16 protein-coding genes are annotated in these 19,912 nt (G+C 68.3%); 1 reads left to right on the top strand and 15 read right to left on the bottom strand.

The window, feature by feature from the left end:
- Position 1: 1 nt before the first annotated feature.
- Positions 2 to 1,741 carry a methyl-accepting chemotaxis protein gene (locus MRB47_RS04270; RefSeq protein ID WP_252101988.1) on the top strand — a complete coding sequence of 580 codons (1,740 nt, stop codon included), beginning with the start codon at positions 2 to 4 and terminating at the stop codon, positions 1,739 to 1,741.
- 141 nt (positions 1,742 to 1,882) lie between these two features.
- Here MRB47_RS04270 and ftsZ read toward each other — a convergent pair whose 3' ends face one another.
- The 15 genes from ftsZ to mraZ all read right to left on the bottom strand — a co-directional run bounded on the left by ftsZ (position 1,883) and on the right by mraZ (position 19,874).
- Positions 1,883 to 3,112, bottom strand: a complete 1,230-nt coding sequence (ftsZ, locus tag MRB47_RS04265; RefSeq protein WP_252101987.1) for a cell division protein FtsZ — start codon at positions 3,110 to 3,112, stop codon at positions 1,883 to 1,885.
- Between the two features lie 162 nt (positions 3,113 to 3,274).
- Positions 3,275 to 4,504: a cell division protein FtsA gene (gene ftsA, locus MRB47_RS04260; RefSeq protein ID WP_015914259.1), complete on the bottom strand. Its 1,230-nt coding sequence runs from the start codon at positions 4,502 to 4,504 to the stop codon at positions 3,275 to 3,277.
- A gap of 17 nt (positions 4,505 to 4,521) precedes the next feature.
- A complete protein-coding gene (locus MRB47_RS04255) occupies positions 4,522 to 5,355 on the bottom strand; it encodes a cell division protein FtsQ/DivIB (protein WP_252101986.1) in 834 nt (277 codons plus the stop codon).
- Positions 5,352 to 6,350 (bottom strand): D-alanine--D-alanine ligase, encoded by a 999-nt coding sequence (locus MRB47_RS04250; RefSeq protein ID WP_015914261.1) that lies wholly within the window; start codon positions 6,348 to 6,350, stop codon positions 5,352 to 5,354. Before MRB47_RS04250 ends, MRB47_RS04255 begins: the two co-directional genes overlap by 4 nt.
- Positions 6,347 to 7,780: a UDP-N-acetylmuramate--L-alanine ligase gene (gene murC / locus MRB47_RS04245; RefSeq protein WP_123676129.1), complete on the bottom strand. Its 1,434-nt coding sequence runs from the start codon at positions 7,778 to 7,780 to the stop codon at positions 6,347 to 6,349. The genes MRB47_RS04250 and murC overlap by 4 nt, the downstream gene beginning before the upstream one ends.
- The gene (gene murG, locus MRB47_RS04240; RefSeq protein WP_123676128.1) at positions 7,777 to 8,976 is read right to left on the bottom strand and encodes an undecaprenyldiphospho-muramoylpentapeptide beta-N-acetylglucosaminyltransferase; all 1,200 of its coding nucleotides are present in this window, start codon (positions 8,974 to 8,976) and stop codon (positions 7,777 to 7,779) included. Before murG ends, murC begins: the two co-directional genes overlap by 4 nt.
- Positions 8,977 to 9,070: 94 nt before the next feature.
- A complete protein-coding gene (gene ftsW / locus MRB47_RS04235; RefSeq protein WP_015914263.1) occupies positions 9,071 to 10,351 on the bottom strand; it encodes a putative lipid II flippase FtsW in 1,281 nt (426 codons plus the stop codon).
- Complete coding sequence (murD, locus tag MRB47_RS04230; RefSeq protein ID WP_252101985.1) at positions 10,348 to 12,240, bottom strand: UDP-N-acetylmuramoyl-L-alanine--D-glutamate ligase; 1,893 nt, start codon at positions 12,238 to 12,240, stop codon at positions 10,348 to 10,350. The genes ftsW and murD overlap by 4 nt, the downstream gene beginning before the upstream one ends.
- On the bottom strand, positions 12,237 to 13,415 hold the full coding sequence (gene mraY / locus MRB47_RS04225) for a phospho-N-acetylmuramoyl-pentapeptide-transferase (protein ID WP_088888341.1): 1,179 nt from the start codon (positions 13,413 to 13,415) through the stop codon (positions 12,237 to 12,239). The genes murD and mraY overlap by 4 nt, the downstream gene beginning before the upstream one ends.
- The gene (locus MRB47_RS04220; protein ID WP_252101984.1) at positions 13,406 to 14,854 is read right to left on the bottom strand and encodes a UDP-N-acetylmuramoyl-tripeptide--D-alanyl-D-alanine ligase; all 1,449 of its coding nucleotides are present in this window, start codon (positions 14,852 to 14,854) and stop codon (positions 13,406 to 13,408) included. Before MRB47_RS04220 ends, mraY begins: the two co-directional genes overlap by 10 nt.
- A complete protein-coding gene (locus MRB47_RS04215) occupies positions 14,851 to 16,356 on the bottom strand; it encodes a UDP-N-acetylmuramoyl-L-alanyl-D-glutamate--2,6-diaminopimelate ligase (protein ID WP_047350618.1) in 1,506 nt (501 codons plus the stop codon). Before MRB47_RS04215 ends, MRB47_RS04220 begins: the two co-directional genes overlap by 4 nt.
- The gene (locus MRB47_RS04210; RefSeq protein WP_088888338.1) at positions 16,353 to 18,101 is read right to left on the bottom strand and encodes a peptidoglycan D,D-transpeptidase FtsI family protein; all 1,749 of its coding nucleotides are present in this window, start codon (positions 18,099 to 18,101) and stop codon (positions 16,353 to 16,355) included. The genes MRB47_RS04215 and MRB47_RS04210 overlap by 4 nt, the downstream gene beginning before the upstream one ends.
- On the bottom strand, positions 18,098 to 18,400 hold the full coding sequence (gene ftsL, locus MRB47_RS04205; protein WP_088888337.1) for a cell division protein FtsL: 303 nt from the start codon (positions 18,398 to 18,400) through the stop codon (positions 18,098 to 18,100). The genes MRB47_RS04210 and ftsL overlap by 4 nt, the downstream gene beginning before the upstream one ends.
- A 109-nt stretch (positions 18,401 to 18,509) precedes the next feature.
- Entirely contained in the window at positions 18,510 to 19,436 is a 927-nt protein-coding gene (gene rsmH / locus MRB47_RS04200) for a 16S rRNA (cytosine(1402)-N(4))-methyltransferase RsmH (protein WP_252101983.1), read from the bottom strand.
- Between the two features lie 9 nt (positions 19,437 to 19,445).
- Complete coding sequence (gene mraZ / locus MRB47_RS04195; protein WP_011806773.1) at positions 19,446 to 19,874, bottom strand: division/cell wall cluster transcriptional repressor MraZ; 429 nt, start codon at positions 19,872 to 19,874, stop codon at positions 19,446 to 19,448.
- Positions 19,875 to 19,912: the final 38 nt, after the last annotated feature.

Genomic DNA, 19,912 nt, shown 5'->3' with positions numbered 1-19,912 from the left:
CATGACCAAGCTCAGCCTCAAGATGAAGATTCTTGCCATGCTGGGAACGGCGCTGCTCGCGCTGATCGTGATGTCGACCCTGTCGTTGCTGCAGGAGCGCAAGCTCATCATCGACGCCCGCAAGGAAACCCTGACCACCGCCGTGCAGACGGCGCACAGCATCGTCGCCGCTTACAAGGAAGCGGCCGACAAGGGCGCGATGAGCGTAGAGGACGCGCAGAAGGCCGCCAAGGAAGCCCTGCGCCTGTCGCGCTACGGCGGCGCGGAAGGCAAGACCGAGTATTTCTACATCTGGACCATGGACAGCCGCGGCGTGATGCACCCCATCAAGCCCGAGTGGGAAGGCCAGAACATGGCCGGCAAGCTCAAGGACGGCGATGGCAACGACCTGCTCAAACAGATCACGGACGCACTGCAGCGCAGCAAGGATGGCAAGGCGTATGTCTCTGCCAGGTTCATGCGCCCTGGCGAGCAGACGCTCGCACCCAAGCTGCAATACGCCGTGCGCATCGATGGATGGAACTGGATGGTGGGCTCCGGCCTGTACACCGACGATATCGATGCCGCAGTGCGTCAGGCGCTGCTGACCGACCTGCTGGTGGTCGCGCTCGTCACCCTTGCCGTGGGAGTGGTCGGGTTTGCGGTGTTCCGCTCGGTGGTGCGCCAGATCGGCGGCGAACCCGCCCACGCCATGAGCGTCATGTCCGAAGTCGCGCAGGGCCATCTGGACACCGCCATCCCTCCCGCGCCCGCAGGATCGCTGATGGATGGACTGTCGCAGATGGTGGCCTCGCTGCGCCGCCTCGTGGTCGAGGTGCGCAGCGCCTCAGACAGCATTGCCACCGCGGCCAGCGAGATCGCGCAGGGCAACAACGACCTGGCCCATCGCACCGAGGACACGGCCAGCAACCTGCAGGCCACGGCCAGCAGCATGGAAGAGCTCTCCAGCACGGTGCGCCAGACCTCCGACGCCACCCAGACCGCCAACCAACTGGCCGCATCGGCCGCGCAGGTGGCGGCACGCGGCGGGGACGTGGTATCCCAGGTGGTGAGCACCATGGAAGGCATCAACGCCAGCAGCGGCAAGATCAGCGACATCATCGGCGTGATCGACGGTATCGCCTTCCAGACCAACATCCTGGCTCTGAATGCGGCCGTGGAGGCGGCGCGCGCCGGCGAACAAGGCCGGGGCTTTGCCGTGGTGGCCGGAGAAGTCCGCACACTCGCGCAGCGCAGTGCGCAAGCCGCCAAGGAGATCAAGGCATTGATCAACGATTCGGTGGAAAAGGTCCGCTCCGGCACGACACTGGTGGACAGCGCCGGCAGCACCATGACCGAGATCGTCAGCAGCGTTCAGCGGGTGACGGACATCATTGGCGAAGTGCGCGCCGCCACCTCCGAGCAAAGCCAGGGCATTGCCCAGGTCAGCACCGCCATGCACCAGCTTGACCAGATGACGCAGCAGAACTCCGCGCTGGTGGAGGAATCCACCGCCGCGGCGGCCAGCCTGCGCGAGCAGGCCATGAAGCTGACCGACGTGGTGGCGCTGTTCCGCGTGCAGGCAGGCGAGGTACAGCGGCCCCGCCCCGCCACGGCGCCCACGCGTGCTGCACCCCCCGCGGCGCGCCCGGCCGCAAGCGCACCTCGCGCTCTGTCCACTCCCGCGGCACCCGCGCTACAGGCCAAGCCCGCCAAGGCGCCCGGCGCCGGCCCGGACGACGGCGACTGGGAGTCGTTCTGACGCCGATCCGTGCGGCGCCCGCAGGCGCCAGCGCGCGCCGTGTAGCGCACGTCATACGGATGCGCGACCGCACATGAAAAAGCCGCTGGCGTGCCAGCGGCTTTTTCATTCAGGCACCTTGGTCGTGGCGCCGGTGGAGCTTCAGTCCGCCTGCTTGCGCAGGAAGGCCGGAATCTCCAGTTCATCCATGCCGCCCGAAGACAGCGCATCCACGCGCGCCGTGGCCACGGAACGGTTGGTGCGCCAGACGCTCGGCACGGCCATGCTGCCGTAGTCGGCCTGGGGCGCACCGCCCACCATGCCGGCGGAAACTCCGACCGCTGCGCCGGCCATCGGCATCTGGTACGCCACGTTGTCCGTGCCGGTGCGCAGGCTGCCCTGCACCACCTGCATGGGCTGGCGGCGCGCGTTCTGGCGCGACAGGCCCGTGGCCACCACGGTCACGCGGATCTCGTCACCCAGCGTGTCGTCGTATGCCGCGCCGAAGATCACATGCGCGTCCGGCGAGGCGTAGGCGTTGATGGTGTTCATTGCCAGCCGCGATTCGGCCAGCTTGAGGCTGCCCTTGCTTGCCGTGACCAGCACCAGCACGCCCTTGGCACCCGACAGGTCGATACCTTCGAGCAGCGGGCAGGCGATCGCCTGCTCGGCCGCGATGCGCGCGCGATCCGGGCCGCTGGCCGTGGCCGTGCCCATCATCGCCTTGCCGGGTTCGCCCATCACGGTGCGCACGTCCTCGAAGTCCACGTTCACCTGGCCGTACTCGTTGATGATCTCGGCGATACCGCCGACCGCGTTCTTGAGCACATCGTTGGCGTGCGCGAAGGCTTCTTCCTGGGTGATGTCATCGCCCAGCACCTCCAGCAGCTTCTCGTTGAGCACGACGATCAGCGAGTCGACGTTGGCTTCGAGCTCGGCCAGTCCATCGTCGGCGTTCTTCATGCGGCGCCCGCCCTCCCAGTCGAAGGGCTTGGTGACCACGCCCACCGTGAGGATGCCCATCTCCTTGGCCACGCGCGCGATCACGGGCGCAGCGCCCGTGCCCGTGCCGCCGCCCATGCCGGCGGTAATGAACAGCATATGCGAGCCCTGGATGGCCTGGCGGATGTCCTCCTGCGCAGCCTCGGCGGCCTCGCGGCCCTTGTCGGGCTTGCTGCCCGCGCCCAAGCCGCTTGCGCCCAGTTGGATGGTGCGATGCGCCGTGCTGCGGGTGAGCGCCTGCGCGTCGGTGTTGGCCGTGACGAACTCCACGCCCTGCACGTTGCGCGAGATCATGTGCTCGACGGCGTTGCCGCCGCCCCCGCCGACACCGATCACCTTGATCTGCGTGCCCTGGTTGAACTCTTCGGACTCGATCATTTCGATGGTCATGATGGTGCTCCTGAAACTTGGGTTGTGATTTGCAATTGCCGTAGGTTGGTGTTTGTTAGGGGACGGTCATTGCCGTCGGGCGGAGGCGCGGTACTTCGCCATCGCCCCCGGCGCCGCGGCGGCGGACTGGCGCGTGCCATCCAGAGCGGGGGGAAGGTCATGTCAGAAGTTCCCCACGATGAAGTCCTTGAACCGGCCAAATGCGGTCTTCACCGACCCGCTCTTGGCTGCCACCTTGAAGCCGCGCAGGCGCGCCAGGCGCGCCTCTTCCAGCAGGCCCATGACGGTAGCGGCGCGCGGCTGGGCAATCATGTCGGCCAGCGCGCTGGAGTACTTCGGGATGCCGCGGCGCACGGGCTTGAGGAAGATGTCCTCGCCCAGCTCCACCATGCCCGGCATGACGGAGCTGCCGCCCGTGATCACGATGCCCGAGGACAGCACCTCCTCATACCCGGACTCGCGGATCACCTGCTGCACCAGCGAGAAGATCTCCTCCACGCGCGGTTCGATCACACCCGCCAGCGCCTGCTTGGACAGCATGCGCGGGCTGCGGTCGCCCAGGCCTGGCACCTCGACCTGCGCCTCAGGGTCGGCGAGCAACTGCTTGGCGTAGCCGCTCTCCACCTTGATGTCCTCGGCGTCCTTGGTGGGTGTGCGCAGCGCCATCGCGATATCGCTGGTGATCAGGTCGCCCGCGATCGGGATCACCGCCGTGTGGCGGATCGCCCCCCCGGTGAAGATGGCCACATCGGTGGTGCCCGCGCCAATGTCCACCACGGCCACGCCCAGTTCGCGCTCGTCATCGGTAAGGACAGCCTGGCTGCTCGCCAGCGGGTTCAGCATCAGCTGCTCCACTTCCAGGCCGCAGCGGCGCACGCACTTGATGATGTTCTCGGCCGCGCTCTGCGCGCCGGTCACGATGTGGATCTTGGCCTCCAGGCGGATGCCGCTCATGCCGATGGGCTCTTTGACATCCTGCCCGTCGATCACGAACTCCTGCGGCTCCACCAGCAGCAGCCGCTGGTCGCTGGAGATGTTGATGGCCTTGGCCGTCTCCACCACGCGCGCCACGTCCGCCGGCGTGACCTCCTTGTCCTTCACGGCCACCATGCCGCTGGAGTTGAGGCCGCGGATATGGCTGCCCGTGATGCCGGTATAGACGCGCTGGATCTTGCAGTCGGCCATCAACTCGGCCTCCTTCAGCGCCTGCTGGATGCTCTGCACCGTGGCGTCGATGTTCACCACCACGCCGCGCTTCAAGCCATTGCTGGGGGCTACGCCCAGGCCGGCCAGCTTCAGCTCGCCCCCGGGCAGCACTTCAGCGACGACTGCCATGACCTTGGCGGTGCCGATGTCCAGCCCCACGACCACGTCTTTGTATTCTCTTGCCATAGTTCTTTGTCCTGCCCTCAGTTGTTCTGCCCCGCCCTGCGCGCACGCGACGCCGCGCGCAGCGCAGCCGCCTTCTGTGCGTCCGTACTCACGGTGGTGACGCCGCGCAGGCGCAGCGCATAGCCGCTTTCATGCCGCAAGTCGGCGTACTCCAGCGCATCCACGCGACGCCCCTGCCGTTGCGCCACGTCCGGCAGCGTGTGCACCAAACGCGACACGCGCTGCATCAGCAATTGCGTCGAGCCACTCCCCAGCTCCAGCACCGCACCGCTGTCCAGCGTGACCCGCCAGCCTCCATTCCCCGTGAGCTGCAACGAGTCGATGCCGGAACCCAGCGGCGCCAACGCGGGCGCCAGCTGGCGGTACATCTGCAGCAACTCCGCGGAGCGCTCGGGCGCGCCCATCAGGCGCGGTAGGTTGTCTTGCTCCAGGTCGCCCGCGTCGGCTTCAAAGACCTCGCCCCGGCTATTGACCAGGGTGTCGCTGCCTTCGGCGCCCCAGTAGGCGACCACGTCGTGCTCCTGCAGCTGCACGCGCAGGCCACTGGGGAACTCGCGTCGCACATAAGCCTGCCGCACCCAGGGCACCTGCTCGAAGGCGCGGCGCGCGGCCTGCAGGTCGATGGTGAAGAAGTTGCCCACGAGTTGCGGCGCAACGTTGGCACGCAGGCTCAACGCGCTGGTGTGCACGAGGTCGCCCTCCACCACGATGCGCCCGATCGAAAACGCAGGGTGGCGCAGCAGCCAGCCCCCGCCCACCGCCAGCACGGCCAGGGCGCAGCCCAGGAACAGGACCGTAGCGGTCATGTTCATGAGGCGAACGTCCAGCGGTGCGGGCAGCGTGTTGTTCATACCGGCTCCCGTCCTCCTGCCGCACCGGCCCGGCCCTGCAGCGCGTCCAGCGACGCGCTCGCCAGGATGCGCAGGCACAGGTCGGGGTAGCTGATGCCGCTGGCATTGGCCGACATCGGCACCAGCGAGTGGCCGGTCATGCCGGGCGAGGTGTTGATTTCCAGCAGGAAGGGCTTGCGGTCGCTCGCGCGGATCATGATGTCGGCGCGCGCCCAGCCGCGGCAACCCAGCGTACGGTAAGCCTGCACGACGATGCGCTGGATCTCGCGCTCCTCGGCCTCGGGCAGGCCGCTCGGGCAGTGGTACTGCGTGACGTCGGTGAAGTACTTGTTCTGGTAGTCGTAGTTGCCCTGGGGCGCCTCGATGCGGATCACCGGCAGCGCGCGCGCCTCGGCGCCTTGGCCCAGTATGGGACAGGTGGTCTCGTCACCATCGATGAACTGCTCGCACAGCACCTCGGGGTCATGCTGCGCGGCCAGCCGATACGCCTGTTCGCACTGCCCCAGCGAAGTGACCTTGGTCAGGCCGATGGTGGAGCCCTCGCGCGAGGGCTTGACGATCATCGGCGCGCCCAGCTCCTGGAAGGCCTGGGCCGTCTCCGCACTGCTGGACACCAGGCGCCAGTCTGGCGTGGGCAGGCCGTCCGCGCGCCAGATGCGCTTGGTCATGATCTTGTCCATGGCGATGCTGGACGCCATCACGCCGGGACCGGTGTACGGAATGCCCAGCAGCTCCAGCGCGCCCTGCACCGTACCGTCCTCGCCATGGCGGCCGTGCAGCGCGATGAAGCAGCGGCTGTAGCCGTGGGCCTTGAGCTCCGACAGATCACTGTGCGCGGGGTCGAACGCATGCGCGTCCACGCCGCGCGAGCGCAGCGCCTGCAGCACGCCGCCGCCCGACATCAGCGACACCTCACGCTCGGCCGACGTGCCCCCCATGAGCACGGCCACTTTGCCCAGCGCCTTCACATCAATCTTGGGGTCATTTTGGCTCATTGCGCCCGTCCTTCCTGCGCTAGCAGCTCATTTTTTTGCAGCAAATCAACCACCTTGGCGGGTACGCCACCGATCGAGCCCGCCCCCATGCACAGCACCACATCGCCATCCCGGGCGCCCGCGGCAATGCGCTGCGGCATGTCGGCCACGTTGTCGATGAACACCGGCTCCACCGTGCCGGCCACGCGCAGTGCGCGCGCCAGCGACCGGCCGTCGGCCGCCACGATGGGCGCCTCGCCCGCGGCATAGACCTCGGTCAGCAGCACCGCGTCGGCTGTGCCCAACACCTTGACGAAGTCCTCGAAGCAGTCGCGCGTGCGGCTGTAGCGGTGCGGCTGGAAGGCCAGCACCAGGCGCCGCCCCGGGTACGCCCCGCGCGCGGCCGCAAGCGTGGCCGCCATCTCCACAGGGTGGTGCCCGTAGTCCTCGATGAGCGTGAAGTGCCCCCCACCCTGCGCGGGCAGGTCGCCGTGGCGCTGGAAGCGCCGCCCCACCCCGGTGAAACCGGCGAGTGCGCGCAGCAGGGCCTCGTCGGGCACGTTCAGCTCGGCCGCCACGGCGATCACCGCCAGGGCGTTGAGCACGTTGTGCTCGCCGGCCAGGTTGAGCACGACCTGCAGGTCCGGCAGCGTCACGCCGTTGCGCCGCTGCACGGTGAAATGCATCTGCGTGCCCACGGCACGCACATCCACGGCGCGCACCTCGGCATCCTCGGACAGGCCGTAGCTCGTCACCGGGCAGGTCACCAGCGGCAGGATGTCGCGCACCGCCGGGTTGTCGATGCACAGGATGGCCGTGCCGTAAAACGGCATGCGGTGCAGGAAGTCCACGAATGCCTGCTTGAGCCGGCCGAAGTCGTGGCCGTAGGTCTCCATATGATCGGCATCGATGTTGGTGACCACCGCCATGACGGGCAGCAGGTTGAGGAACGAGCCATCCGACTCGTCGGCCTCGACCACGATGTACTCGCCCTGGCCCAGCTTGGCATTGGTGCCCGCGCTGTTCAGCCGCCCGCCGATCACGAAGGTCGGGTCCAGCCCCGCCTCCCCCAGCACGCTGGCCACCAGGCTGGTGGTGGTGGTCTTGCCGTGTGCGCCGGCAATGGCGATGCCCTTGCGCAGGCGCATCAGCTCGGTCAGCATCAACGCGCGCGGCACCACGGGAATCTTGCGCTCACGCGCGGCCAGCACCTCGGGGTTGTCGGCCTGCACAGCGGTGGAGGTCACCACGGCGTCCGCACCAGCGATGTGCGCCGCCGCGTGGCCCACATGGGTGGCCACGCCCAATGACTGCAGGCGGCGCAGCGTGGGGCTGTCGGCCAGGTCGGAGCCGGAAACCACATAGCCCAGGTTGTGCAACACCTCGGCAATGCCGCACATGCCGGAGCCGCCGATGCCGACGAAGTGGATGTGGCGAATGGCCTGCTTCATCGTGCCAGCCTTTCACATGCCGCGACGATGTCGCGGGTTGCGTTGATCTTTCGCATCGTGCGTGCCTTTTGCGCCTTGGCCAGCAGGTCCTGGCGCTTCATGTTCTGCAGCATCTCGGCCAGGCCGTGGGCGGTCAGGTCGGCCTGCTGCACCAGCCAGCCCCCGCCCACCTTCACCAGGTACTGCGCGTTGGTGGTCTGGTGGTCGTCCACCGCGTGCGGGAATGGCACGAACACCGCCGCAGCCCCCACGGCCGCAATCTCCGTCACCGTGCTGGCGCCCGCGCGGCACAGCACCAGGTCCGCTTCGGCGAACGCGGCCGCGGTGTCCTCGATGAACGGCGTGAGCGTGGCCTCGACGCCCGCCGCCGCGTAGCTGCGGCGCAGCGCCTCGATCTGGGACTCTCCGCTCTGGTGGGTGACGATGGGTCGGTCCTGCTCATGGATCCACGCCAGCGCCTGGGGCACGATGTCGTTGAGCGCCTTGGCGCCCAGACTGCCGCCCACCACCAGCAGGCGCAGCGGACCTTCGCGCCCGGCAAGGCGCCGCTCGGGACGTGGCTGGCGCGTAAAGGCGCGCCGCATGGGGTTGCCCACCCACTGCGCATCGGGCAGCACATTGGGAAAGGCCGTGTAGACCCGCGTGGCCAGCCGCGACAGCAGCTTGTTGGCCATGCCGGGCACTGAGTTCTGCTCGTGCAGCAGCAGCGGCTTGCGCGCCAGGCGCGCGGCAATGCCGCCAGGGAAGGTGACGTACCCGCCCAGGCCGATCACCACGTCCGGCTGCAACCGGCGCACCACCGCGCGCGCCTGCAGGCATGCGCGCGCCAGCCGCAGCGGCAAGGCCAGCAGTGTCTTCAGGCCCTTGCCGCGCACGCCGGAGAAGTCGATGGCCTCGAACGCAAAACCGCGCGGCGGCACCAGGCGCTCTTCCATGCTGCCGGGCGTGCCCAGCCAATGCACCTGCCAGCCACGTTCGCGCAGCGCCTCGGCCAGTGCCAGGCCAGGAAAGATATGTCCGCCCGTGCCACCGGCCATGACCAGCGCCGTGCGTTGGCGCGCGGGAAGGGAGTGCGCAGAGCGCTCCAGGACCTGCGTCGCGGGAAAGTTGGACTGAACGCCCTCGCGCCGTCCGGCCCGCGCGCGCGCGGATCGCCCACGGCGGGGGTGCTGGCTGTGGCCGAAACGTGACGTCATGTCGGCGCTCCTGGTGCGCGGCGCGCGCGCAGGGGCATGGCAAGCCGGCAGTACCGACGCACTGCCACAAGCCCGAGGCGGTGAATAAGGTTCCTCATGCACGGCCTCCGCGCATGAGCAGCTTGTTTTCGTAATCCACACGCAGGACCACCGCGATGGCGACCAGGTTCATCAGAATGGCCGATCCGCCAAAGCTCATCAGCGGCAGCGTCAGCCCCTTGGTGGGCAGCGCCCCCAGGTTCACTCCCATGTTGATGAAGGCCTGAAAGCCCACCCAGATCGCCACGCCCTGGGCCACGAGGCCCGAGAACACGCGGTCCAGCGCGATGGCCTGGCGGCCGATGTGCATGATGCGCCGCGTCATCCACAGGAAGGCGACGATCAGCGTGAGCACACCCACCAGGCCAAATTCTTCGCCGATCACCGCCAGCAGGAAGTCGGTATGCGCCTCGGGCAGCCAGTGCAGCTTCTCGACGCTGCCACCCAGCCCCACACCGAAGATCTCGCCGCGGCCGATGGCGATCAGCGCATGCGAGAGCTGGTAGCCCTTGCCCAGGGCGTGTTGCTCGCTGAACGGATCGAGGTAGGCAAACACGCGCTCGCGGCGCCAGGGTGAGCTGGCGATCATGATGGCGAAGGCCGCCACCAGCACACCCGCAATCAGGAAGAACATGCGCGCGTTCACGCCCCCCAGGAACAGGATGCCCATGGCGATCACCGCGATCACCATGAAGGCGCCCATGTCGGGCTCTGCCAGCAGCAGCGCACCCACCACCGCCACGGCGGCGGCCATGGGCAGCACGGCGCGAAAGAACCGCTCCTTGACCTCCATCTTGCGCACCATGTAGTCCGATGCGTAGATCAGCACCGCGAACTTCGCCAGCTCGGACGGCTGGAAGTTCATGAACCCCAGGCTGAGCCAGCGCCGCGCGCCATTCACCATGGTGCCCACGTGCGGGATCAGCACCGCGATCAACAGCACGATGGAGGCCACGAACAACCACGGCGCCATGCGCTCCCAGGTGTCCATCGATACCTGGAACGCGATCAGTGCCGCGACGAACCCCACGCCGATGGCAATCGCGTGGCGCAGCAGGAAGTGCGTGGGCGCGATGTTGCCAAAGCGCGGGTTGTCCGGCATGGCGATCGAGGCCGAATACACCATCACCACGCTGAAGGCCAGCAGCAGGACCACCACCCAAAGCAGCGCCTGGTCGAAGCCCAGCACGCGTGCGGGCGTGGCGGCCGTGCGACGGTATTCGGTGCCGCCCACGCGCACGGGCAGGACGTCGGCGTTTGCGGCCGGCGCGGCACCCGCCCAGGCCCGCATGCGCTGCCACAACGAGGGACGGGAAGCGGCGGTCGCGGCGGTCATACCGGCCCTCCTTCCAGCGTCTGGCCGGCGTCTTCGGCCAGCGCCTGCACGGCTTCGCAGAAAACGCGAGCGCGGTGCGCGTAGTTGTCGAACATGTCCAGGCTGGCGCAGGCGGGCGACAGCAGCACAGCGTCGCCCGCATGGGCGCGCTGTGTGGCCAACTGCACGGCCTCGGGCAGCGTGGCGGCGTCCTGCAGCGGCACGCCGCAGCCCTGCAGCGCGGCGCGGATCTGCGGCGCGTCGCGCCCGATCAACACCACCGCGCGCGCATAGCGCGCCACGGGCGCGGCCAGCGGCGAGAAGTCCTGACCCTTGCCGTCGCCACCCAGGATCACCACCAGGCGCCGGTCGGCGCCCAGCCCGGTCAGCGCAGCCACCGTGGCGCCCACGTTGGTGCCCTTGCTGTCGTCGAAGTACTCCACCTCGCGCACGATGCCCACGGGCTCCACGCGGTGCGGCTCGCCGCGGTATTCGCGCAGGCCGTAGAGCATGGGCGCGAGCGGGCAGCCCGCAGCCTGGGCCAACGCCAGCGCAGCCAGGGCATTGATGGCGTTGTGCCGCCCGCGGATGCGCAGCGCGTCGGCGGGCATCAGGCGCTGGATGTGCAGCTCGGCGTCCTGCGCCTTGCCGCGCTTGGCCGTTTCGTCCGCCTCGTGTGCACGCACCAGCCAGGCCATGCCGCTGACCACCTCGATGCCGAAGTCCCCCGGGCGCTGAGGCATGTCGCCACCGAAGGTCACGTGTGCGCGCAACTGGGGCTTTTGCAGCTTCACGCGCGCTGGCGGCGGCAGCAGGGCCATGACTTCCGCGTCCTCGCGGTTGAGCACCATGAGGCCGGTTTCGCCGAAGATGCGCCCCTTGGCCTGTGCGTAGGCCTGCAGGCTACCGTGCCAGTCCAGGTGGTCCTGCGTGATGTTGAGCACGGCCGCGGCTGTGGGCTCGAAGCCCTGCACGCCATCGAGCTGAAAGCTCGACAGCTCCAGCACCCACACCTCGGGCAGCGTGCCCGCGTCGATGTGCCGCGCCAGCGTATCCAGCAGCGTGGGGCCGATGTTGCCGGCCACCGCCACGCGCTTGTCCGCGCACTCCACCAGCAGCCCCGTGAGCGAGGTCACGGTGGTTTTGCCATTGGTGCCAGTGATGGCCAGCACCGCGGGCGCGTAGCCCTGACCGGCGCGCAGCTCGCGCAGCGCCTGCGCATACAAACCCAATTCGCCTTCCACGCTTATCTGGCGGGCGCGAGCAGCTATAACAACAGGAGCAATCTCATTCGGACTCAGACCTGGCGAACGGTATACCGCGTCCAGCGCGCGCCCCTGCACCAGGGTCTCATCGAAGGCGCCGGCGATGAACTCCACCTGCGGCAGTTCTGCGCGCAGCACCGCCAGCTGCGGCGGGCTGCTGCGCGTGTCGGCCACGGTGACCCGCGCACCACAGCGCACACACCAGCGCGCCATGGCCAGGCCCGAGGCGCCCAGACCCAGCACCAGCACCTGCTTGCCGGCAAGCGCGGGCGGCGCCTGCGGGGCCTCCTCGGACGCGACGGCAGGCTCCTCAACGGCGTGGTCCGCAGCCGGAGAACCGGGGGTGTCTTCAGCAGACGTGCCAGCGCCACCGTCCGCCGGAGCCGCGTCGGCAAAGATGCGCGCCACGAACTCGGCAGCGGCGGCCGCGGCTGACACCGCGGGTGCGGTGTAGTCATAGCGCGCCGCTGCATCTTGCGCGGGCGCGGGCAAAGGCGATAGATCCTGCGGCGGACTGTCGTGCGCCGCATCCTGCGGCAACGCGTCGTCCCGCTCCCCGGGCGCGGACGCGGGCGCCGGCGGCACAGTCGTCGCTGCGGCGCCGAATGCGTCGGGGTGCAGGGGATCGTGGTGGCCAGTGTTCATCGCAGCTTCAGCGTGGTCAGACCCACGAGGCACAACAGCATGGTGATGATCCAGAAGCGCACGACGACCTGCGTCTCCTTCCAGCCGCTCTTCTCAAAGTGGTGGTGCAGCGGCGCCATCTTGAGGAGGCGCCGGCCCTCGCCATATTTGCGCTTGGTGTACTTGAACCAGGTCACCTGCAGCATCACCGACAGCGCTTCCACCACGAAGATGCCGCCCATGATGGCCAGCACGATCTCCTGGCGCACGATGACCGCGATCGTGCCCAGCGCAGCGCCCAAAGCCAGCGCGCCGACGTCGCCCATGAAAACCTGGGCGGGGTGGGTGTTGAACCACAGGAAGGCGAGGCCCGCGCCCGCCATGGCGGCGCAGAAGATCAACAGCTCGCCCGAGCCGGCGATATAAGGGAACAGCAGGTATTTCGCATAGCCCGCGTTACCGGTCACATAGGCGAAGATGCCCAGCGAGGCGCCCACCATGATCACGGGCATGATGGCCAGGCCATCCAGGCCGTCGGTCAGGTTCACGGCGTTGCTGGAGCCCACGATCACCAGGTAGGTCAGGATCACGAAGCCCAGCACCCCCAGCGGGTAGCTCACTTCCTTGAAGAACGGCACCAGCAGGCCCGCCTTGGGCGGCAGGTCCATCGAAAAGCCGGACTGCACCCAGGTGATGAACAGCTCGAACACCCGCGTGTTGGAGTTCTCGGAAATGCTGAATACGAGGTACAACGCGGCCAGCAGCCCGATCACCGATTGCCAGAAATACTTCTCGCGCGAACGCATGCCCTCGGGGTCCTTGTTGACCACCTTACGCCAGTCGTCCACCCAGCCGATGGCGCCAAACCCCAGCGTCACGGCCAGCACGATCCACACGAAACGGTTGGACAGGTCGAACCACAGCAGCGTGGAGATGGCAATGGAACCCAGAATCAACACGCCGCCCATGGTGGGCGTGCCGCTCTTGGACAGGTGCGTCTGCATGGCGTAGCCGCGGATCGGCTGGCCGATCTTGAGCGAGGTCAGCATACGGATGACCTTCGGCCCCGCGATCAGGCCGATGAGCAGCGCCGTCAGCGCCGCCATCACCGCCCGCAGCGTGAGGTACTGGAACACCCGCAGAAAGCTCAGCTCGGGCGACAGGCCTTGCAGCCATTGGGTCAGCATCAGCAGCATGCGGCTCCCCCTTGCGCGGCAGCGCCTGCGGCGCCGTCCTCATGCAGTGCCTGCAGCGCCTGCACGACCTGTTCCATCTTCATGAATCGCGATCCCTTCACCAGCACGCTGCCCACCGTGGGCAGGGCCTGCCCCACTGCGGCCTGCAGCGTGGCCATGTCCTTGAAATGCCGTGCGGCCGTCCCACAGGCCTGCACGGCGTGGGCGCTCAGGTCGCCCAGCGCAAACAGCTGCTCGATGCGGCGCGCACGGGCGTGCGCACCGGCCTCGGCGTGGAACTGCGGCCCCTGGTCGCCCACCTCGCCCATGTCCCCCAGCACCAGCAGGCGCGGGCCAGGCAGTGCGGCCAACACCTCGATGGCCGCATGCACCGAGTCGGGGTTGGCGTTGTAGCTGTCGTCCACCACCGTGATGGAACGCCCCCCGCAACGCACGGCCAGTGCGCGCGAGCGCCCGTTGACCGGCGCGAAAGCCGCCAGCCCTTGCGCAATGCTCGCCAGAGGCACCCCCGCCGCCAGCGCGCAGGCCGTGGCGGCCAGGGCATTGGTAACGTTGTGGCGCCCTGCGATGGCCAGCCGCGTATCGAATGCGCCGTTGGGGGTGTCAATGCGCACCTGCCAAGCACCGCCGCCCCATTGCGCAGCGGCGCAACGCACCTCGCCCGCGGTCTCGCCAAAGGTCAGGCAGTGCCGCGTGCCGGCCAGCTCGCGCCACAAGGGCGTGAAGGCATCTGCCGCCGGGAACACAGCCGTGCCATCGGCCGGCAGGGCAGACAGCACGCTGCCGTTCTCGCGCGCCACGGCCTCGACCGTGTGCATGAATTCCAGGTGCTCGCGCTGGGCGTTGTTGACCAGGGCCACGGTGGGCCGGGCAATGTCCGCCAGATTCGCGATCTCGCCGGGATGGTTCATGCCCAACTCGACCACCGCAGCCTCGTGACCCGGCCGCAGGCGCAGCAGCGTGAGGGGTACGCCCACGTCGTTATTGAAGTTGCCCTGCGTGGCCAGCGCGGCGTCGCCTTTCCAGGCCCGCAGCACCGCCGCGATCATTTGCGTGACCGTGGTCTTGCCGTTGCTGCCGGTCACGGCGATCAGCGGCAGATCCCGCTGCGCGCGCCAGCCAGTGGCCAGCGCACCCAGGGCGGCCAGGGTGTCGGAAACCTCGATGCCGGGCAGGCCGGCGTCGGCCAGGCCCGCATGCGCAATGGCCGCCGCGGCGCCGGCCGTTCGCGCCTGGGACAGGAACTGGTGTGCATCGAAACGCTCACCCTTGAGCGCCACGAACAGGTCACCTGCGGCCAGCGTGCGGGTATCGGTGTGCACGCGCGCGAGCGGCGTGGCACCTTCGCCGATCAGTCGCGCACCAGGAATGCGGGCGCGCAGCAGATCAAACGCCTGGTGCAGCGTCATCATGGGGGAGTTGTTCTGATGGTGGCTCATGCCACGCCTCCTCGGCGCGCGAGCGCTGCACGCGCGTGCGCCATGTCGGAGAACGGCACACGCTGGCCCGCCGTCTCCTGGTAGTCCTCATGGCCCTTGCCGGCAATCAGCACCACATCGTTGGCGCCGGCCTCGGCCAGCGCTTGCGCGATGGCCGCGGCGCGGTCGACCTCGGCACGCACGCTGGTGCCTGCAATCGTGCCCAGCAGGATCTGATGGATGATGGATTGCGGCTCCTCACCCCGCGGGTTGTCGCTGGTGACGATGACCTCGTCGGCCTCGCGCTGTGCCACGGCTCCCATCAGCGGACGCTTGCCGGCGTCGCGGTTGCCACCGCAGCCGAACACGCACCACAGCCGCCCTCCGCGCTGCGCCGCCACGGGCTTGAGCGCGGCCAGCGCCTGGTGCAGCGCATCGGGCGTGTGGGCATAGTCCACAGCCACCAGCGGCTGACCAGCGGCCGCCAACTGCTCCATGCGCCCGGGCACGGGCCGCAGGCGCGCACAGGCCTGGAGCGCCTGCGCCAGGGGCACCCCCAGCGCACGCATGCCTGCAATCACGCCCAACAGGTTGGACACGTTGTACAGGCCGATGACCTGGGTTTGCAGCACCTCGGTATGCGCGCCTTCGGCCACCGTGAAGGCCAGGCCGGCACCCGTGTGCACGATGTGCTTGGCCTGCAGGCGGGCGGGGCCCTGCAGAGAGACGCTCCACAGATCCAGGTCGCTGCCCTGCAGCTCGGCGTGCAGAGCGGCGCCCTGCGGGTCGTCCACATTCACCACAGATGCGCGCAGCCCCGGCCAGTCGAACAGTGCGCGCTTGGCTTGCCAGTAGGCGGCCATGCCCGGGTGGTAGTCCAGGTGGTCCTGCGTGAAGTTGGTGAACAGCGCCACGTGAATGCGTGTGCCGTCCAGGCGGTGCTCGGCCAGGCCGATAGACGATGCCTCGATGGCGCAGGCGCGATGGCCCGCTTCCGCAAACTGCGCGAAGGCGCGCTGCAGGCGCACCGGGTCGGGGGTCGTCATGCCCGTGGTCTGCAACGCTGGCGGCACGCCCATGCCCAAAGTACCCACCAGCGCGCATCCAGCAAGCGCTGGCAGCTCTTCTTTTGATAGCTGATTGAGCGCATCCGCCAGCCACCAGGCCGTGCTGGTCTTGCCGTTGGTGCCAGTCACGGCCAGCACCTGCAGGCGCTGGGTGGGGTGGCCGAACCATTCGGAGGCAATCATGCCGGTCGCGGCCTTGAGGCCGCGCAGCGCCGCGATGTGGTCTCCCGCGAGGGCGAAGGGCTCCACGCCCTCGCACTCCACCAAGCAGGCGGCAGCGCCGCGCGCCACGGCGTCGCCCACGTGGGCGCGCCCGTCCGTGGCCGCGCCGGGCCAGGCGATGAACCCATCGCCTGGCTGGATCAGGCGGCTGTCCGTCTGTAGCGTACCCGTGACGCGCTGGCGCAGCCAGTCCACGGCCTCCTGCAGGGTGGTGAGCGTGTGCAGTGCGTTCACAGCGATTCCTCCACACCGTTGGAGACGATGAGCGGCTTGACCGCCATGTCGGGCGCCACGCCCATCATGCGCAGGGTCTGCTGCACCACCTCACTGAACACCGGCGCCGCAACCGCACCGCCGTAGATCACGCCGTTGCTGGGCTCGTCGACCATCACGGCCACGATGATGCGCGGGTGGTCGATGGGCGCAAGCCCGGTGAACCAGGCGCGGTACTTGCCCGAGGCGTAGCTCTTGCCCACCTGCTTGCGCGCCGTGCCGGACTTGCCGCCCACGGAATAGCCCACCGTCTGCGCCTTCTGGCCCGTGCCGCCGGGCCCCGCGGCCATCTGCAGCATCTTGCGCACCTGGTTGGCGGTGCGTTCGGAGAACACGGGCACGCCCACGGGCGCTTCGTGGGTCTTCAGCATGGTGGCGGGAATCACCTTGCCGCCGTTGGAAAACACGGTATAGGAGCGCGCCATCTGGAACAGGCTGGCCGACAGCCCGTAGCCGTAGGACATGGTGGCCTGCTCGATAGGACGCCAGCTTTTGTAGGGGCGCAGCCGCCCGCTCGCCACCCCCGGAAAGGCGATCTGCGGCTTTTGCCCGAAGCCGACGGCAGAGAAGGTTTCCCACATTTCCTGCGCCGGCAGCTGCATCGCGATCTTCGTGGTACCCACGTTGCTGGACTTCTGGATCACGCCCTCCACGGTCAACAGCCCGTAGTTGTGCGTATCGCTGATCGTCGAGCCGGTGATGGTCAAGCGGCCTGGCGTGGTGTCCACGCTGGTTTCGGGCTTGAAGCGGCCGCTCTCCAGCGCCAGCCCTACCGTGATGGGCTTGATGGTGGAGCCGGGTTCGAACACGTCGGTGAGCGCGCGGTTGCGCAGTTGCTCGCCCGTCAGGTTCTGGCGCTTGTCGGGCACATAGCTGGGGTAGTTGGCCAAGGCCAGCACCTCGCCCGTGCGCGCATCCAGCACCACCACGCTGCCGGCCTTGGCCTTGTGCGCCTGCACGGTGTCGCGCAGCTTCTGGTAGGCGAAGAACTGCACCTTGCTGTCGATGGACAGCTGCATGTCCTTGCCATCCACGGGCGGCACTTCGGCGCCTACGCCCTCCACCACGCGGCCCAGGCGATCCTTGATGACACGGCGCGACCCCGGCTTGCCCGCCAGATCCTTGTCGAAGGCCAGCTCCATGCCTTCCTGGCCATGGTCTTCCACGTTCGTGAAGCCCACCACGTGCGCGGCGGCTTCGCCCTCGGGATACTGGCGCTTGTATTCCTTGCGCAGGTAGATGCCCTTCAGCCCCAGGGCGGTGATCTGCTGGCCCACGTCCCAGTCGAGCTGGCGCTTGATCCAGACGAAGGTCTTGTCCTCGTCGGCCAGCTTGCCCTGCAGCGTGGACAGCGGCATGTCCATGAGACGCGCCAGGTCCTTGAGCTTGGCGCGCACCTCGGGTTTGGCCATTTCCACATCTTCGGGGATGGCCCAGATGCTGGCCGCCGGAACGCTGGAAGCGAGGATCAGGCCATTGCGGTCGAGGATGCGGCCCCGGTTGGCCGGCAGCTCCAGCGTGCGCGCAAAGCGCACCTCGCCCTGGCGCTGAAAGAAGTCGTTGCCGATCACCTGCACGTAGGCGGCGCGCCCCGCCAAGCCCACGAAACCCAGCGCCACCAGGGCGACGATGAACTTGCTGCGCCAGACAGGTGTCTTGCTGGCCAGCAGAGGGCTGGAGGTGTAGTTGACGCTGCGGCTGCTCACGGCGCGCGCCCCTCGCCAGCTGGCACGACGACGTTACCGCCGTCGGTCACGTATTCGGTAATGGCCGGCGTGGCGGTACGCATCTGCAGCCGGTCGCGCGCCAGGCGCTCCACGCGCAGCGGCGTGGCCTGCGCGCGCTTTTCCACCTGCAGACGCTGGTGCTCGGTCTCGAGGCGGCGCGACTCAGCCACCGCGCGATCGAGTTCGGTGAACAGCCTTCGCGACTGGTATTGCGTATGCACCAGGTATAGCGCGCTGGCCATCACCGCCAGCAGCAGCACAAGGCTGATGCGCGTCATCGCCCGCCTCCCGTGTGCCCTGCAACGCTCGAAGGACTGTGCCGCGAAGCGAGCGCGCCCCGCACATGCGCGCGCAGCGGCGTGGCGACATGGCACATCCGCGCGTCGCTCATGCGGGCACCTCCGTGCGTTCTGCCACGCGCATCACGGCGCTGCGCGCACGCGCGTTGGCGGCCACCTCGTCCGTGCTTGGCTTGATGCGCTCCAGCGCCTTGAGCCGCATCGGCTGGGGCGGCGCGAACGGCGCACGGCGGTCGTAGACCTCCTTGGAGTGCTGTGCGATGAACTGCTTGACGATGCGGTCTTCCAGCGAGTGGAAGCTGATGACCACCAGCCGGCCACCGGGCCGCAGCACGTGCAGGCTGCCCTCTAGCGCCTGCTGCAGCTCCTCAAGCTCGGCGTTGATGAAAATCCGAAGAGCCTGAAATGTGCGCGTTGCAGGGTTCTGGCCCGGCTCGCGGGTCTTGACCGCGCCAGCCACGATGTCGGCCAGTTCGGCGGTGCTTGCAATGGGGCCGCGTTCCGTGCGCCGAGCAACAATCGCCTTTGCAATGGGGCCAGCAAACCGTTCTTCACCGTAGTCACGTATCACCTCCGCAATCTGTGCCGCTTCGGCATCTGCCAGCCACTCGGCCACGCTCTGGCCACGCGTGGTGTCCATGCGCATGTCCAGCGGACCATCGAAACGAAAACTGAACCCGCGCTGGGGGTCGTCGATCTGCGGGGAGCTCACGCCCAGGTCCAGCAGCACACCGGACACGCTGGCGGCGGGCAGTTCCCCGAGATGGCTGAACCCCTGGTGCCGAATGGAAAAGCGCGCATCCGTGATGCGCGCCGCTGCTTGAATGGCTTCGGTGTCCTTGTCGAACGCCACCAGCCGGCCTTGCGGCCCCAACCGCTGCAGGATGAGCCGCGAATGCCCTCCCCTGCCAAAGGTGCCGTCCACGAAGGTGCCCGCAGGCGCATCGCCCTCGCCCAGCAAGGCGTGCACCGCCTCGTCGAGCAGGACCGTGGTGTGTTGCAGGGGCTGGTTCACACGCGGCCCCTAGAAAGAGAAATCCTTGAAGACATCGGGCATCTCGGCCTGCATGGCCGCGGCTTCCTTGGCCTCGTAGGTGGCCTTGTCCCACAGCTCGAAGTGGTTGCCCATGCCCAGCAGGATGGCGTCCTTGGACAGGCCGGCCGCCTCGCGCAATTCGGGCGAGACCAGCACCCGGCCGGTGCCGTCCATCTCCACGTCCATCGCGTTGCCGAGGAAGATGCGCTTCCACCATTGCGCGGACATGGGCAGCTGGGCAATGCGCTCGCGAAACTTCTCCCACTCGGGACGGGGGAAGACCATCAGGCAGCCATCGGGGTGCTTGGTGAGGGTGAGCTGGCCGCCCGCCTGCGCCGTGAGGGCGTCACGATGCCGGGTCGGCACGGACAGCCGCCCCTTTGCATCCAGACTCAGCGATGACGCCCCTTGAAACACCGATGGAACCCCTTGCCCGCTACTGCCGCTTTCCACCC

It is taken from the genome of Diaphorobacter sp. LI3, from assembly GCF_022807955.1.
Lineage (GTDB): Bacteria > Pseudomonadota > Gammaproteobacteria > Burkholderiales > Burkholderiaceae_C > Diaphorobacter > Diaphorobacter nitroreducens.
The sequence above is the reverse complement of the archived record's forward strand: the minus strand, read 5'-3'. Positions and strand labels throughout refer to the sequence as shown.

Bases quoted from the DNA above. Each gene is read 5' to 3' on its own strand.
- MRB47_RS04270 (WP_252101988.1), top strand. From the start codon at position 2: ATGACCAAGCTCAGCCTCAAGATGAAGATTCTTGCCATGCTGGGAACG.
- ftsZ (WP_252101987.1), bottom strand. From the start codon at position 3,112: ATGACCATCGAAATGATCGAGTCCGAAGAGTTCAACCAGGGCACGCAG.
- ftsA (WP_015914259.1), bottom strand. From the start codon at position 4,504: ATGGCAAGAGAATACAAAGACGTGGTCGTGGGGCTGGACATCGGCACC.
- MRB47_RS04255 (WP_252101986.1), bottom strand. From the start codon at position 5,355: ATGAACAACACGCTGCCCGCACCGCTGGACGTTCGCCTCATGAACATG.
- MRB47_RS04250 (WP_015914261.1), bottom strand. From the start codon at position 6,350: ATGAGCCAAAATGACCCCAAGATTGATGTGAAGGCGCTGGGCAAAGTG.
- murC (WP_123676129.1), bottom strand. From the start codon at position 7,780: ATGAAGCAGGCCATTCGCCACATCCACTTCGTCGGCATCGGCGGCTCC.
- murG (WP_123676128.1), bottom strand. From the start codon at position 8,976: ATGACGTCACGTTTCGGCCACAGCCAGCACCCCCGCCGTGGGCGATCC.
- ftsW (WP_015914263.1), bottom strand. From the start codon at position 10,351: ATGACCGCCGCGACCGCCGCTTCCCGTCCCTCGTTGTGGCAGCGCATG.
- murD (WP_252101985.1), bottom strand. From the start codon at position 12,240: ATGAACACTGGCCACCACGATCCCCTGCACCCCGACGCATTCGGCGCC.
- mraY (WP_088888341.1), bottom strand. From the start codon at position 13,415: ATGCTGCTGATGCTGACCCAATGGCTGCAAGGCCTGTCGCCCGAGCTG.
- MRB47_RS04220 (WP_252101984.1), bottom strand. From the start codon at position 14,854: ATGAGCCACCATCAGAACAACTCCCCCATGATGACGCTGCACCAGGCG.
- ftsL (WP_088888337.1), bottom strand. From the start codon at position 18,400: ATGACGCGCATCAGCCTTGTGCTGCTGCTGGCGGTGATGGCCAGCGCG.